We start from the raw sequence: 14,393 nt of genomic DNA on the forward strand, positions 1-14,393 counted from the left end.
TCATCGGGATCATTGCCATATGAATAGGGCCCATACTGGGCCCTCTTTGCATGTGACAGGAAGCAAACGTGACCACCAAAACCGGGATCCTGCTTGTCAATCTGGGCACCCCAGCCGCTCCGACCCCCGCCGGCGTCAGGGCCTTTCTCCGCCAATTTTTACAAGACCCTCGAGTGGTAGAACTGCCGCGCCTGCTGTGGGTGCCACTGCTCAATCTCGCCATTTTACCCCTGCGAGCCCCCAGGGTGGCCAAGCTCTACCAGCAGATCTGGACCGAGCAAGGCTCACCGCTGATGGCCATCAGTCAGCGCCAACGTGCAGCCCTTGAGCAAGAGCTCAAACGGGAGGGCGTCGATGTCCCAGTGGTACTCGCCATGACCTATGGCAAACCCTCCCTGAGCGATGGCTGGCAGGCGCTCAAGTCGCAAGGAGTCAACCGGGTGATATTGCTGCCGCTCTATCCCCAATATAGCGCCAGCACCACGGCGGCCGTGTTTGACGGCTGGGCCGATGTGATGCGCGGTGAACGTCACCTGCCGGTGATGCGCCTCATCCGTGATTATCATAATCACCCCGAATACATTCAGGCACTGGCCATGAGCGTGCGCCGCCAATGGGAGCAGCAGGGCCAGGGTGAGCACTTGTTGATGTCTTTCCATGGCATTCCCCAGCGCTGTGAAGATGAGGGCGACCCCTATGGTCACCAGTGCCGCCGTACCGCTGCCCTGCTGGCGGAGGCCCTCGAACTGGCCCCTGAGCAGTGGAGCGCGAGCTTCCAGTCCCGCTTTGGCAAGCAGGAGTGGCTCAAGCCTTACACCGACGTCACCATTGCCCAGCTTGCCGAACAGGGGATCAAGCGACTCGATGTCATCTGCCCGGCGTTCTCGGCCGATTGCCTAGAGACCCTGGAGGAGATCCAGGTCGAGAATCGTGCCGTCTTCACCGAGGCGGGGGGAGAGCAGTTCCACTACATTCCTGCACTCAACAGCGATCAGGCCCACATTCGCATGATGGTGTCGCTCATCTGTCGCGAGCTGGCCTAAATGAGCGGGAGCGGCTCCTGGCTCTTGAGGGCCGCTCCTGGCAAGTTTTCCCATCCTGATACCCAATCTGCCAGAAGGACATCCCTATGCTGCTACCCATCACCCTGACCTACGCCGGCCTGCTCGGCTTGCTGTTTCTGCTGCTCTCTGCCTGGGTGGTCAAGCGCCGTGCCCAGTTCAAGGTGATGATAGGAGAAGGGGATGCGCCACAAATGCTGGCGGCCATTCGCGCCCACGGCAACTTTGCCGAGTATGTGCCCTTGACCCTGGTGCTGCTGGCGCTGTGCGAGTTGGCGGGCACGGCGCCGCTCTGGCTGCATCTTGGGGGAGGCACACTGCTGCTCGGGCGCATATTGCATGCCATCGGCATTCAGCTGCCCAAGGCACCCAACCCGGCGCGGCTCTTCGGCACACTGCTGTTCTGGTTCTCGCTGGCGCTGCTGAGTCTGTTGGCTTTGCAGGCGGGCATCATGGCAAGCTAGTCCCCCTGCCAGCCACTCAGTCCTGGTTTTCGACAGGAGCAATATGCTTGCCGCAACCTGACCCCTTGCCACAGCGCCGGATTGTTAATGACCACCCCATGGCAGGGTGGTTTTTTTATGCTGGCAAGACAAACGTTTTCTCCCTGGAAGCCTTGTCTATACTGACTTCATATTTTAAATGTGCGTCTTTTCGCCGCCCCGGATTGTGTTAAAATCCCGCCCCTCGTCCATCCCAGAGTCAAGGCTACAGCCATGAAATTTCCAGGTCAGCGCAAGTCCAAACACTATTTTCCGGTCGACAGGCGCGATCCTCTCATCACCCAGAATCCGCAGATGACCGAGCTGGGTCAGGCTTATGTGGTGGGGATAGATCAGACCCTGGTGGATATCGAAGCCCATGTTGACGAGGCCTTCCTGACCCGTTATGGCCTGAGCAAGGGTCACTCTGTGGTGATCAGTGACGACGTGGCCGAGCGGGTCTATGAAGAGCTCAAGGCCAACAACATGGTGGTGAGCGAATTTGCCGGCGGCACCATAGGCAATACCATGCACAACTATTCCGTGCTGGCTGATTCCCACTCCATCCTGCTCGGCGTCATGAGCCAGGATATCCGCATCGGCAGTTATGCCTATCGCTATCTGTGCAACACCTCGTCGCGGGTCAATCTCGATTACCTGCAACCGGTCAAGGGCCCGGTCGGGCGCTGCTTCACCTTCATTACCGAATGTGGCGAGCGCAGCTTTGGCATCAATGCCGGCAAGATGGATCATCTGGACGTGGCCCATATTCCGGAAGCGGTGATCAAAGAGGCCTCCGCCCTGGTGATCACCGCTTATCTGGTGCGTGGCGCAGATGGCACGCCGATGAAAGAGGCGGCCATGGCTGCTGTGCGTTATGCCCGCGAGGCCAAGGTGCCTGTGGTACTGACCCTGGGCACCCGCTTCGTCATCGACGAAAACCCCCAGTGGTGGCGCGACTTTATTGCCGAAAATGTGACCGTGCTCGCCATGAACGAAGATGAGGGGGAGGCGTTGACCGGTTTCTCAGATCCTCTAATGGCCGCCGACAAGGCGCTGGATTGGGCCGACATGGTGCTGTGCACTGCGGGCCCCATCGGCCTTTACATGGCGAGCTACACCGAGGAGGAGAGCAAGCGCGAAACCACTCATACTCTGCTGCCGGGCCAGATCCCCGAGTTCAACATGTATGAGTTCAGTCGTCCCATGGCTCGGCTCAGTTGCCGCAACCCGGCGCGGATCTACTCCCACATTTCCCCCTACATGGGCGGTCCGGAGAAGATCAAGAACACCAATGGCGCCGGTGATGGAGCCCTGTCTGCCGTGCTCCATGACATGGTGGCCAACTCCTATCACCGCATGAATGTGCCCAATTCCGCCAAGCATGCAGCCGAGTTTCTGACCTATTCCTCCCTGGCCCAGGTGTGCAAATACGCCAATCGGGTGAGTTACGAGGTGCTGGCTCAGAGCAGTCCGCGTCTGTCGCGGGGCTTGCCCGAGAAAGAAGACAGTCTGGAAGAGGTTTACTGGGAGCGTTGATCCCGCCCTGTTGAAAACTTTAGGCGCCTGCGGGCGCCTTTTTGCATTATCAGGGCTGGATCATGTTTTTGGTGCTCCATCCTGCCTATGCATGGACAGCGCCAACTGGGCCGACATACCTTGGTCATCATGTGTGAAGTGGGCAAGGATGACGGAATGTTGAGACGATGGACTATAGGCCGGCGCCTGTTGCTGGTGACCCTGGGCATACTGCTGATTTTGGCATCGTTGCTGGCGAGCAGTCTGCATCTCTATTTTGATGGTTTGATGGCGGAAAAAAGCCGTCAGACCAGGGATCAGGTTGAAACCGCCTACTCGTTGGTGGCGAGCTTCGAGGCGCAGGCGCGCAGCGGTAAGCTCGATGAGGCCCAGGCGAAAGCTCAGGCTCTGGCCGCTCTCAAAGGGTTGCGATACGGTGACAACGACTACTTCTGGGTCAATGACAGTCATCCGACTATGGTGATGCACCCCATGAAGCCTGAACTCGATGGCAAGGATCTCTCCGCCGTGGAGGACAAGCAGGGACTCAAGCTGTTTGTCGCCTTCGCTGATGTGGTCAAACAGCATCCCGATGGGGGCGAACAGGGCTACTACTGGCCCAAACCGGGAGTCGATGCGCCGGTACGCAAGATCTCTTACGTCAAGCGTTTCGCCCCTTGGGACTGGATCATCGGCACTGGCGTCTATGTGGATGATGTCGAGGCCCAATATCAGGGCGTGCTGAAGACCCAGCTTGCCATCGGCCTGGTGCTGGCCCTCTTGCTCATCACGCTGGTTAGCTTGATTGTGCGCAGTATAGTGACGCCGCTGGCCCAGTCAGTTACCGCCCTTGGCAACATAGCGCGGGGGGAGGGCGACCTGAGATTTCGTCTCCCCGCCGAGGGCCGTGACGAGTTGGCCCAGCTCTCGTCCAACTTCAACGACTTTGCCAACCAGATGGCACTGCTGGTGGGACGCACCCAGCAGATAGCGAGCCAGAACCGCCAGGCGGCGGGTCAGCTTGGCCAGGTCGTGGAGCGTACCAGCCAGATAGTGACCAGTCAGGAGCAGGACACCCTGCGGGTGGCGAGCGCCATGGAACAGATGACGGTCAGCAGTCGGGAAGTGGGGGATCATGCGGCTCAGGCTGCGGCTGCCGCCGACGAAGCCAAACGTCTTGCCGGAGATGGTTGCCTGGTGGTGGAGCAGACCATCGCCACCATAGCCCGACTGGCCGACGAGATGCAGGTGACGGTAGATGCCGTCACTCATCTGGAGCAGGAGACCCTGAAGATAGGCTCGGTGCTGGATGTGATCCGTGGCATCGCCGAGCAGACCAACCTGTTGGCGCTCAACGCGGCCATTGAGGCCGCCCGGGCGGGCGAGCAGGGCCGAGGCTTTGCCGTGGTGGCCGATGAGGTGCGCACTCTGGCCAATCGCACCCACAGCTCGACCGACGAAATCCGTCAGATGATACTGCGTTTGCAGGAGGGGGTGAGTACGGTAACGGGGGGGATCGACCAGTTGCAGCAGTTGTCGCGTGCCACCGCCGATCAGGCTGGCGACGCTGGCGGCGCCATTCATGCCATCAACGAGGTGGTCGACACCATCACCGAGATGAATGCCCAGATAGCCAATGCCGCCAGCGAGCAGAGCAAGGCGGCCGATGAGATAAATCACCGCCTGGTCTCCATCTCCCAGCAGGCCAGGGAAGCGCAGGCCCAGAACTGCCAGACGGAGCAGGCGACGAGCGCGTTGGCACACTCGAGCGATGAGTTGAGTGCGCTGGTGAGTCAGTACCGTACCTGATCCCCGACGCGTCAGGGATATGGGGGAGCAAGAGCGGTACTATTGTGTGGATCCGCGCCTTATCGCCGCTTCATTGAGGGGATATGGCCCGGATCCCCCCTTTTTAGGGATTTGACTTGAGTCCGCTGCACTTTTGGGACACCATTTGCCCCAACCTGGCCAGCATTGGCCCCGGCAGCCCGAAAGAGAGAGCACCATGAGCAAGCTAACTGACAACCTTGACGCCAATTTCCAACTGTTTATCGAAGAGGTCCGTGAGTCGGGTCAGCTGTGGGGCCTGCGCTACGGTGAGGATTGGGTGGTGTGCCGCTCCGCCGAATTTGAAGATGCCGATGTGATGCCACTCTGGTCTGCAGAAGGGGATGCCCGTCTGCACTGCGTCGATGAGTGGGCCGACTATGAGCCTGAGCTCATCGATCTGGAAGAGTTTCTCGATATCTGGATTGGTGATCTGGACGAAGATGATGTCCTGGTTGGACCGAACTGGAATGCGGAGCTGGAAGGCCAGGAGCTCGAGCCTATCGAGCTGGCCAAGGCGCTGGTTGAACTGGACGCCTGAAGGTTAGCGACCCCATCACGCTACCTGCATTGAACCTGCGCTTCGTCGCAGGTTTTTTTATGGGCGTTTTGCCTTTGCAGCGCTGCCTCCTATGGTTCATCATGAACGTTTTGCCAAAGGAAGCGCCATGTTTGTATTCGAGGTGACGGGAGTTGAGGGGGAGTGCGGCGAGATCCGGGTGCAGGCTCTGGATTGGAGTCAGAGTGGCCCGGTAAGCTTCACTTGTACCGACGATAATCTGGCCGTTCTGCTACTGAGCGAGTGCCGCTGCGATGCCGTGGGCTTCTTCAATCTGCTGGCTGGCTGCAAGCCGCTCTATGTTGAGCAGTGGCTTGGCTATTTGCAGGAGAGTGGGCGTATTGCCAAGGTGTCGTGCCAGCAGCGCAGCCCCGCCGAGACGGACTATCTTGCCAGCGCCGGGTTGAGCAACGAGGAGCTCAATGCCTTGCTCGGTCAGATCTACCGGGTCGCAGGGTTCAACCGATTACAGATCAATCGTTACCTCAAGCATCGTCATAACCCAACCCTGCTGGCGACTCGCTACGATCAGAAAGAGCTGGAGCGCTATCGTCAGCTCAATGATGTCATTCTCACCTTGCTGCGGTTAAAGCACACTCAGTGAGCCGGCCCGACCGGCGCTGGCATAGGATGGGCGATGAGGTAGCCTTGCAACCCATCCACGTACATGCTTGCCAGTAGCTGTTTCTGGCTCGACTGTTCTACCCCTTCGGCTATGACCTGGCTCCCCATGCGGTGCGCCACCTCCACTATCATGCGCACAAACTTCTGGTTGGTACTGTCCTGCTCCAGATCGAGCAGCAGCGCCGGATCCAACTTCAGGTAGTCAGGTTTGATCTCCTGAAAAAGGGAAAAGGAGCGTATCCCCTGGCCGAAATTACAGATGGCCGAACGGCTGCCACAGCGGCGTAGCAGCTCAAACAGCCGCCGGGCGCCGGTCAGTTGCCGGGACAGATGCTCCTCATCGAATTCGAAGACCAGATGCGCACTGATATCGGGCTCAGTGATGAGCTGGCGCTCCAGCCAGATGAGAAAACTGCTGTTATGGAGCAGATGGGGGGAGAGCTTGATGCCCCATCGGCTCTGTTGCCCCCCCAGGGTTCTGTGCTCGCGGATCAGGTGCCGTATCATCAACTGGCTCAGCCGTATCAGCAGGTCCAGGCGCTGGGCCATGGCAAAGAGGCTATCCGAGGCCAATACGGCCCCATCTTCCCCATAGAACTGGGGGTAGAGGCTGTAGTAGGCCGGATGATGGCCATTGAGGAGTTCGATGGGCTGGTAGGAGAGCGTAATGCGCTCCTGCTGCATGATATGCTCGAGCACTTGGCGCCACTGCTGCTGACCCAGCCCCTCCTCATATTCATCCTCCAACTGAATGGACCAGCCGTTGATCTCTTGAGTCTGGGCACGCGCCAACGCCAGATCGGCACGGGCCAATATGGCCTCGATACGTTGGCCACTGCAGATGGAGGTGATGCCGCTGCACGCCACACTCTCTATCTTCTGACTGTTTTGATAGAGATCGAATGCCAGCTTGAGATCCCGGCCGAGCAGAGGAAGGGGGGTGTTATTGATGGCATGGATCTGCACGGCAAAGTCGGCGCCCGAAATACGATAGATCCTGTGTTCCGGCCAGCGCTGGGCTGCTTGCTGGATCAGGGTCGCCACGTCTTTGAGGTAGGTGTCCCCGGACTGAAATCCACGTTGACGATTGAGGCTCTCCAGTGCGGTGGCCCGGATCAACACCAGGATGGCGGTGCGGGTGCCTTGGTCTTCCTGTAACAGATGGGTGATATCGTGACGAAAACGTTGACGATTGGCGAGCTGGGTCAGGGGATCTTTCTCGGTGCGATGCTTGAGATCGTTGAGTTGCTGGCGCAGCTGATCCTGCTCAAGACTGTGGCGATTGAGCAGCTGTTGCAGAGCCAGGCGCTCCGGTGAGGGAGGCAGTGGCTCCGCCGAGCCTTGCTCGAGCGACTTGATGAGGGCCATCTGCCTTACCTCATGCGCTTTATGGCGGTGATAACGGCCATAGGCGAGGGCGAGCAGAGTGCAAGCGAGCAGTGCCAGGGTTGCCAGCAAGGGGTGATCGGCAGGAAGCAGGCTCCATTGCGCCAGCAGGATCAGTATCGTCATCAGAGGATAGGGAATAATGGTCTTGGACGGTTTTAAATGCATCCTAGGATCCCGTGCTTGGTTCGCTTAGAGTAAAGCATGCAGCCAGTATGGATGCTGCAGTTAAGTTTGAGCATAAGCCTTCCATAAGGGTAATCGGGATCCCGTAAATGTGAGTGAAACCACTTTCACGATCCCCGAAAAGAGGGAGTATGGGATGGAAACAGAGACAGAGACGTCGAGGTGAATATGTCGTTAGAGCCCATGAATACTGCCAAGGCACGGCAGCTGTTGAACCAGAGTATGGCCTTGGTCTTGGCAGGGGGGCGAGGAAGTCGTCTCAAGCAATTGACCGATAATCGCGCCAAGCCGGCAGTTCACTTCGGTGGCCGGTTCAGGATCATCGATTTTGTATTGTCCAACTGCATCAACTCTGGGATCAAACGCGTTGGTGTGGTCACCCAGTACAAGTCCCACAGTTTGCTGCGCCACCTGCAATCGGGTTGGTCTTTCTTGCGCTATCAGATGAATGAATTCATCGATCTGCTGCCTGCTCAACAGCGGGTGGATGAGGTGCACTGGTATAGAGGCACTGCCGATGCCATCTATCAGAACGTCGATATCATTCGGGATTACGGTCCCAAATACATAGTGGTGCTGGCCGGCGACCATATCTACAAGATGGATTATGCCGCCATGCTGCTCGATCATGTGAGCCTGGGTGCCAAAGTGACGGTGGCCTGCATCGAGGTGCCGCGCTGCGAGGCATCCGCCTTCGGAGTCATGGACATAGACGAGCAGCGCAAGATCCGCGATTTCGTGGAAAAACCGGCCAACCCCCCCGCGATGCCGGGCTGCGATGACACCTCCCTTGCTTCCATGGGGATCTATATCTTCGATGCCGAGTATCTCTATCAACTGCTGGAGGAGGACATCAACAACCTGGAATCCAAGCACGACTTCGGTATGGACGTGATCCCGCGTATCGTCGGCGAGGGGATGGCTTATGCCCATCCATTCAGCATGTCGTGCGTCGGAGCGCGTGAGGGGCAGAAACCCTATTGGCGCGATGTGGGTACCCTGGACTCCTTCTGGGAGGCAAACATGGATCTGGCCTCAGTGGTACCGGATCTGGATATCTATGATCAAAACTGGCCTATCTGGACCAGCCAGATCATGACGCCACCGGCCAAGTTCGTGCAGGACAGAAATGGTCAGCATGGCATGACCATCAACTCGATCTTTGCCGGGGGATCCATCGTCAGCGGCTCCTTCGTGCTCAACTCGGTGCTCTTTACCAACGTGCGGGTGCACTCCTTCTGTACTCTGGATCAATCGATCATCTTCCCTGGCGTCGAGATAGGCAGCGGCTGTCGTCTGCGCCGTGTGGTGGTCGATAAAGGCTGTCTGCTGCCAGATGGCATGGTGATAGGGGAGAACGCCGATGAAGATGCTCGTCGTTTCTACCGTTCTGAAAACGGTATCGTGCTGGTGACCAAACCCATGTTGCAGGCCTTGACCAAGAAGTAGATCGAGGTTCACAACCCCCAATAGAAAAGGGAGCGCAACGCGCTCCCTTTTCGTTATGCGGATCAGCGGTTCATCTATTCGCTGATCCTTGCCTTGGCGGCCATCACCATGGCAGTGCCGTGCTGACCCCCGGCGGCGGTCACTTGGGGCACGCCATCTTCATCAGTGTCACTGCCCGCACCCTGGATGATGTTCTCACCAGAGTCACCCACCCATTCAGCCATCTGCATGCCGCCGTTGACGGTGCCACGGAACCAGCTCACATAACGTTGCGTCAGTTGCGCCAGCTCCAGAGCTGGGGCTTTCTCTGCGCCGGTATTGCGCAGGTTCAGCATGGTCGCGCGCAAGCCACCCGAGATGGCAGCCTGGGTCCAGGGGGTATAGTCACCCTGAGAGCCCACCAGCCAGGTACCCGCCTTGGCATTGAAGTAAGCCTTGTCGGTGGCGATAAACAGCTTACGGGCGGCAGTGCGGTACTTGGTGTCCTGGGTCGCCAGGAAGGCCGCACTCAGGCCACGCACTGCGGCAAACTGGGCATCCACAGATTGTCCTGCATCAGGTTTGCCACCGAGCGTCAGGCCGTCGTAGACCAAGCCGTTCTTGCCCATCAACTGGGTCAGGATGAAGTCGGCCTGCTTGCGGACAAGCACCAGTGCCTCTTTGCCTTGGGGGGTGTTGAGGTTCAGCTCGCCATTGTCACCGGCGGCATAACCGACCGGCAGGGCATCCTGGGCACGCTGGAAGATCTGCAGAGCGACCAGGGCGTAGGCGGCATCGAAGGTGGTGACATGCTGACCCTGTTTGCCCGCTTGCCAGCTGTCGACCAGGGTGCCCGCGTTGCGATTGAAATGCAGGGCATCGAGGTTTTTGAACACCATGTTGGAGAGGTTCAGGGCCAGGGAGAAGGCATCCTGACCGGCGGTGGCCTTGCTCAGATCCCCGCTCTGATTGGCAACCGGGGCCGCGGCGAAGGGTTGACCATCGAACACGGCGTGGAAGGCCGGATTCTGGTTGCTGTTGGCACTGCGCTGATCGCTGTAGGCGAAGAACTCAGACAGTGGCCACAGCAGCATCCAGCTGTCGCGCAACTGGGACGAGGCATCGACCAGATCCAGCTTGCCGATGGCGCCGACGTCATTCTTGGCGCTCTCGGTCACTTTCACCTGATGAGGGAAGTAAACGATCCCTTTGGCTGGGTCGTATTGCGGTGTGATGGCTGCGCCCAATTGTTTACCGTCAAACCCCAGCTGGCCTTGCAAGATGGCGAGCTTGTCGATGGATTGCTCGGTCAGCATCATGCCGTTGAAGCCATCGGCGGCAGAGACGCCGAGCTTGTGTTTGCCATCCTGGTCCATGGAGGCGGAGGCGGCTTCGACCTCCTCATCGGTGGCGGCGACATGCATGCCGCCGAGGAAGTCCTGGGACCACATCACTTCCTTGAGCAGAATGCCGCCGACGGCTGCCGGATTGAGCAGATTGTCCGAGCCGCTCCAGCGCAGCGTGGTGTAATCACGGAAGTAGGCAGGTACTTGCGTCTTGACGCTCTTCTCAACGCCTTTGGCGGTCTTGATGCTCAGTTCGTCACCATTGACCGGGCTGGCATTGACGGCGCCAGCAAACTGCGGCTTGGCCGACGAGTAGGGCAGGGAGAGGGGATACATGCCTTGTGGCACTTCATCTGCCGGGAAGCCAACGGCGTCGGCCATCGCCAATACTCGTTCGCCGAGGGCGGCCATGGTACCACCCCGCGCCAGGTTCTGCGGGCCATTGACCAGATGAGGACCCATGCCGGACTGGTAGTTGAGGGCGTACATCGCCTCTTCAGAATACTCGTAGGACTCGATACCTGCGGCGAAGTCGAAGGGAGTCGGCTCATCGGCGCGATTGGGATCCAGCACATCCAGATCCAGTCCAAGGGCCTCGGCCAGGGGTTCACCGGACAGTTCGAATTCGGTGTAGGCCAGCATGTTGGCGGCGGTATTGAAGCTAGTATCTTCAACCTTGACGGCGGCGTGGGCAGCACTGCCCAGCAGCGCCAGGGTGATCCCCTGTACCAGTGCGGTTTTGTTCATGTATCCCTTCTTCTTATCTGTGATGTTGCAGCGACGCTTCTCATCAATCTAAATGAGAATGGTGTGCATTATGCGACATGCTATCAGTCATGAGAAGAAAAAAGCCGCTCGAAGGAGCGGCTGAATTAATCACAACAACTTGAAAGGGATCACCAGGCGTCCCGGCTCGACCTTGAGCCCTTCCACCTTGTCCTTGATGCGGGCCTCGTTCTGGTGATTGCCATCGAGGCGATAGATGGGGGTCTGGTTCAAGAAGAGGCCGAGGGATCGATTGAAGGAGGGCAGCACGGGGCCCAGTGCGGCACCTATGTCGGCAGGCTCCGTCTTGACCGAGAGCAGCTCGAGATCGCGCAGGTAGATGGCTCCCTGCTCGGCCACATAGTCGGGGCGGGCACTCAGCGTGAGACGGATCTTCATCTGCTGGCTGCCAAGGGGGCTGGTTACCTGCAAATCCCCTGCGGCATCGAGTTCAACTCTGTCGGCCTTGGCCCGGCCGATGCGGCTTTGCATCTCGTCCAGGCGGATCTTGCTCGACATGATGCCCGGTATGCCGAGCTGCTTCTCGAAGGCCACCTGGTTTTTCAGGTAGTCATTGATCTCGCTCTCACTGACGTTGTATTGCGTCAAGGAGCAGGCGCCAAGCAGCAGGGTTAATGGCAGTAGTAACAGGGTGCGTAACAGGCTGGTTGACATAGGGTATCCAGGGATGGTCGTTAGAGGCTGCCATCTTACGGATAAACCGTGAACTCGCCAACCCGGGAGCGGCTGGCCGAGCGACTGTAACAACAGGCGCAAGGGGCAGGCACAGGATGAAGAGCGTAGTTCATTCGGGGTGAAGGTTGCATCCGATGAGGGCGGTAACTGACCGTCCGGTTAAGGCAACAGGGATGCAGATGAAGCGAGATAAGTGGGGTATCTCCTGCCTAATGGCAGGGATATGTCATCACTGTGAGGGGATATTGATGAATTAACTGGTATAACCTGTCAGTCGCTTTACAATATGTTTCCCCCCACTTTTTGATCCGTTTCATGCCTGTGTCAGATCCTGTTTTCGATACCTCATTTCAAGCTCGCCTGCTCAGTCCCCGCTACTGGCTCAGCTGGTTGGCACTTGGCCTGCTCTTTGTCATGGCTTTCATTCCTGTGTGTCTGCGTGACAAGTTGGCGGACTGGCTGACCCCCCTGGTACTGCGTTTTTCCAAGAAACAGATCTATATCGCCAATACCAACCTCGATATCTGTTTTCCCGAGCTGAGCGAGGCAGAGCGCCAGGCCATCTTGCACAAGTCGGTGCGTATCGGTCTCAAGAGCCTGCTTGGCTTCGGGGAGTTCACGGTACGCAGCCCCGCTTACTTGATGAAACGTATCCAGGTCAGTGGTTGGCATCATATCGAGGCGGAGCAGGCTGAGGGACGCCCCGTTATCCTGGTCGTGCCCCACAGCTGGCCGGTGGACGCTGCCGGTTACTACTTTGCCCAGCGGGGCATAGAAATGTGCACCATGATGAAGAGCGCCCGCAACCCAGTGTTCGACTGGCACATCAATCGTGAGCGTGCCAAGAGCGGTTGCCGGGTCTATGAACGCCAGGCTGGCATCAAACCTATCATCAAGGCAGTCAAGGGAGGGCGCAGCTTCTTCTACCTCCCGGATCAGGATCATGGTCGCGAGGCCAGCATCTTTGTCCCCTTCTTCGGCCGTGCCAAAGCCACACTGCCTGCCTTGCCCAGGCTGGTAAAACTGACCGGCGCCAAGGCCGTGCCGCTGCTTGCCTGCTATGACGAGGCGCAGCACTGTTATCGCCTCGAGATAGAGGCGCCCTTTGCCGATTACCCGAGTGGCGATCTGCAAGCCGACACCCTGCATATGAACCAGATGGTGGAGGGGCAGCTCAGGCGCCACCCTGGCCAATACATGTGGTTTCTCAAGATCTTCGAGACCCTGGAGCACCCGGTAGACAAGCATGGCCTCTACGAGGCGGGGATAAAACGCATTCGCCGTGGTCTCTCGCCCCATCCCTGAGCGCGCGGCGTATCTGCTCGCCAATGGCCCCTTGCGGGGCCATTTTTCATGGTATGGCCAAGGGGGTTGGTCTGTTCGAAAGGGGGTAATGATCAGGCTCTCTAGCTGGTCAGGCTAGAAAAATACGTTGAGATAACTAAAATAACCCCTTGTTTAGATGACAAGAACCGCAACATGGCTTCTCAAGATCCGGTGTTCGACACCTCATTTCACCTCGCTCTGCTTCATCCCAGGCACTGGCTTAGCTGGCTCGCCCTTGCCTTGCTGACCCTGTTGGCCTTCTTGCCTGTCCGGCTGCGCGATGGCCTGGCCAACGGCCTGGCCCCGCTCATACTGCGGGCTTCCCCGAAGCAAGCCTATATCGCCAATACCAACCTGGACATCTGCTTTCCTGATCTGGACGAGACGCAGCATCAGGCGCTGCTGCTCAAATCAGTACGAGTGGGTCTCAAGACCTTCATGGGGTTTGGCGAGCTGACCTGGCGCAGCAACCGCTATCTGGCCTCCAGGATTCGGGTGACGGGCTGGGAACATATTGCGACGCAGCAGGCGCAGGGGCGTCCTCTGATCCTGGTGGTACCACACACCTGGGCGGTGGATGTGATTGGTCGCCTGTTCGTACTGCGTGGTCTGCCCATGTGCACCATGATGAAAAGCCCAAAAGATGCGCTGTTTGACTGGTACATCAACCGCGAGCGTGCCAAGGGCGGCCGCGTCTATGAACGTAGCGTCGGCATCAAGCCCGCCATCAAGGCGGTCCGCGGCGGTGACAACTTCTTCTATCTGCCGGATCAGGATCATGGCCGAGAGGCCAGCATTTTTGTACCCTTCTTCGGCCACCCAAAGGCAACCTTGCCAGCCTTGCCCAAGTTGGTGAAGCTGACCGGCGCCAAGGCGGTACCCATTTTTGCAAGCTATGACGAGGAGCAGGGCTGCTATTGCCTTGAAATAGAGCCCCCCTTCGAACCTTACCCCACCAGCAACCTGGAGGAGGACGTATTACGTATGAATAGCATGGTGGAGCAACAGCTCGGCCGGCGCCCCGAACAGTACATGTGGTTTCTCAAGATTTTTGAAACCCAGCCCGAAGGTGACCGGCGCCAGGGGCTGTATGAGAATGGGATCCGCCGCATTCGCCAGGGATTGCCCCCCGAGCCCTGAACCGGGCGTGTGGACGAAAGGGGTTATACGGGGCCAGCCTTGGCTGCAA

General features: G+C 58.4%; 12 protein-coding genes. 9 read left to right on the forward strand and 3 right to left on the reverse strand.

Translation table 11 applies throughout. The features are described 5' to 3' along the window. Positions 1 to 68 precede the first annotated feature (68 nt). The 6 genes from hemH to ACSMDR_RS00210 all read left to right on the forward strand — a co-directional run bounded on the left by hemH (position 69) and on the right by ACSMDR_RS00210 (position 6,051). Complete coding sequence (hemH, locus tag ACSMDR_RS00185) at positions 69 to 1,043, forward strand: ferrochelatase (protein ID WP_436466602.1); 975 nt, start codon at positions 69 to 71, stop codon at positions 1,041 to 1,043. 89 nt (positions 1,044 to 1,132) lie between these two features. Then, positions 1,133 to 1,525 (forward strand): MAPEG family protein, encoded by a 393-nt coding sequence (locus tag ACSMDR_RS00190; RefSeq protein WP_436468156.1) that lies wholly within the window; start codon positions 1,133 to 1,135, stop codon positions 1,523 to 1,525. A 252-nt stretch (positions 1,526 to 1,777) separates the two neighbouring features. Further along, positions 1,778 to 3,082, forward strand: a complete 1,305-nt coding sequence (locus ACSMDR_RS00195) for an inosine/guanosine kinase (RefSeq protein ID WP_005908563.1) — start codon at positions 1,778 to 1,780, stop codon at positions 3,080 to 3,082. A 156-nt stretch (positions 3,083 to 3,238) separates the two neighbouring features. Continuing rightward, positions 3,239 to 4,870 carry a methyl-accepting chemotaxis protein gene (locus ACSMDR_RS00200; protein WP_436466603.1) on the forward strand — a complete coding sequence of 544 codons (1,632 nt, stop codon included), beginning with the start codon at positions 3,239 to 3,241 and terminating at the stop codon, positions 4,868 to 4,870. 196 nt (positions 4,871 to 5,066) lie between these two features. Then, on the forward strand, positions 5,067 to 5,429 hold the full coding sequence (locus ACSMDR_RS00205) for a DUF2750 domain-containing protein (RefSeq protein ID WP_005907707.1): 363 nt from the start codon (positions 5,067 to 5,069) through the stop codon (positions 5,427 to 5,429). A gap of 127 nt (positions 5,430 to 5,556) precedes the next feature. Next, the gene (locus ACSMDR_RS00210) at positions 5,557 to 6,051 is read left to right on the forward strand and encodes a hypothetical protein (RefSeq protein WP_436466604.1); all 495 of its coding nucleotides are present in this window, start codon (positions 5,557 to 5,559) and stop codon (positions 6,049 to 6,051) included. On the opposite strand, the gene ACSMDR_RS00215 is transcribed toward ACSMDR_RS00210, so the two are convergent. Beyond that, positions 6,045 to 7,625: an EAL domain-containing protein gene (locus ACSMDR_RS00215; protein ID WP_436466605.1), complete on the reverse strand. Its 1,581-nt coding sequence runs from the start codon at positions 7,623 to 7,625 to the stop codon at positions 6,045 to 6,047. The genes ACSMDR_RS00210 and ACSMDR_RS00215 overlap by 7 nt on opposite strands. A gap of 186 nt (positions 7,626 to 7,811) precedes the next feature. On the opposite strand from ACSMDR_RS00215, the gene glgC reads away from it, so the two are divergent. Next, positions 7,812 to 9,092 carry a glucose-1-phosphate adenylyltransferase gene (gene glgC, locus ACSMDR_RS00220; RefSeq protein ID WP_436466606.1) on the forward strand — a complete coding sequence of 427 codons (1,281 nt, stop codon included), beginning with the start codon at positions 7,812 to 7,814 and terminating at the stop codon, positions 9,090 to 9,092. A 74-nt stretch (positions 9,093 to 9,166) separates the two neighbouring features. Here the strand turns inward: glgC and ACSMDR_RS00225 are convergent, their stop codons facing one another. Next, positions 9,167 to 11,164, reverse strand: coding sequence for a hypothetical protein (locus ACSMDR_RS00225; RefSeq protein ID WP_436466607.1), 1,998 nt, complete (start codon positions 11,162 to 11,164; stop codon positions 9,167 to 9,169). A gap of 129 nt (positions 11,165 to 11,293) precedes the next feature. Next, positions 11,294 to 11,845 carry a lipoprotein gene (locus tag ACSMDR_RS00230; protein WP_436468157.1) on the reverse strand — a complete coding sequence of 184 codons (552 nt, stop codon included), beginning with the start codon at positions 11,843 to 11,845 and terminating at the stop codon, positions 11,294 to 11,296. 348 nt (positions 11,846 to 12,193) lie between these two features. On the opposite strand from ACSMDR_RS00230, the gene ACSMDR_RS00235 reads away from it, so the two are divergent. Further along, positions 12,194 to 13,183 (forward strand): lipid A biosynthesis (KDO)2-(lauroyl)-lipid IVA acyltransferase, encoded by a 990-nt coding sequence (locus ACSMDR_RS00235; RefSeq protein ID WP_436466608.1) that lies wholly within the window; start codon positions 12,194 to 12,196, stop codon positions 13,181 to 13,183. Between the two features lie 174 nt (positions 13,184 to 13,357). Beyond that, entirely contained in the window at positions 13,358 to 14,344 is a 987-nt protein-coding gene (locus ACSMDR_RS00240) for an LpxL/LpxP family acyltransferase (protein ID WP_436466609.1), read from the forward strand. Positions 14,345 to 14,393 lie beyond the last annotated feature (49 nt).

Origin of the sequence: Aeromonas molluscorum, assembly GCF_051376105.1 — a bacterium.
Classification (GTDB): domain Bacteria; phylum Pseudomonadota; class Gammaproteobacteria; order Enterobacterales; family Aeromonadaceae; genus Aeromonas; species Aeromonas molluscorum.

Excerpts from the sequence above, each read along its gene's own strand:
- ACSMDR_RS00195 (WP_005908563.1), top strand. The coding sequence starts at position 1,778 with ATGAAATTTCCAGGTCAGCGCAAGTCCAAACACTATTTTCCGGTCGAC.
- ACSMDR_RS00200 (WP_436466603.1), top strand. The coding sequence starts at position 3,239 with ATGTTGAGACGATGGACTATAGGCCGGCGCCTGTTGCTGGTGACCCTG.
- ACSMDR_RS00205 (WP_005907707.1), top strand. The coding sequence starts at position 5,067 with ATGAGCAAGCTAACTGACAACCTTGACGCCAATTTCCAACTGTTTATC.
- ACSMDR_RS00210 (WP_436466604.1), top strand. The coding sequence starts at position 5,557 with ATGTTTGTATTCGAGGTGACGGGAGTTGAGGGGGAGTGCGGCGAGATC.
- ACSMDR_RS00215 (WP_436466605.1), bottom strand. The coding sequence starts at position 7,625 with ATGCATTTAAAACCGTCCAAGACCATTATTCCCTATCCTCTGATGACG.
- glgC (WP_436466606.1), top strand. The coding sequence starts at position 7,812 with ATGTCGTTAGAGCCCATGAATACTGCCAAGGCACGGCAGCTGTTGAAC.
- ACSMDR_RS00225 (WP_436466607.1), bottom strand. The coding sequence starts at position 11,164 with ATGAACAAAACCGCACTGGTACAGGGGATCACCCTGGCGCTGCTGGGC.
- ACSMDR_RS00235 (WP_436466608.1), top strand. The coding sequence starts at position 12,194 with ATGCCTGTGTCAGATCCTGTTTTCGATACCTCATTTCAAGCTCGCCTG.
- ACSMDR_RS00240 (WP_436466609.1), top strand. The coding sequence starts at position 13,358 with ATGGCTTCTCAAGATCCGGTGTTCGACACCTCATTTCACCTCGCTCTG.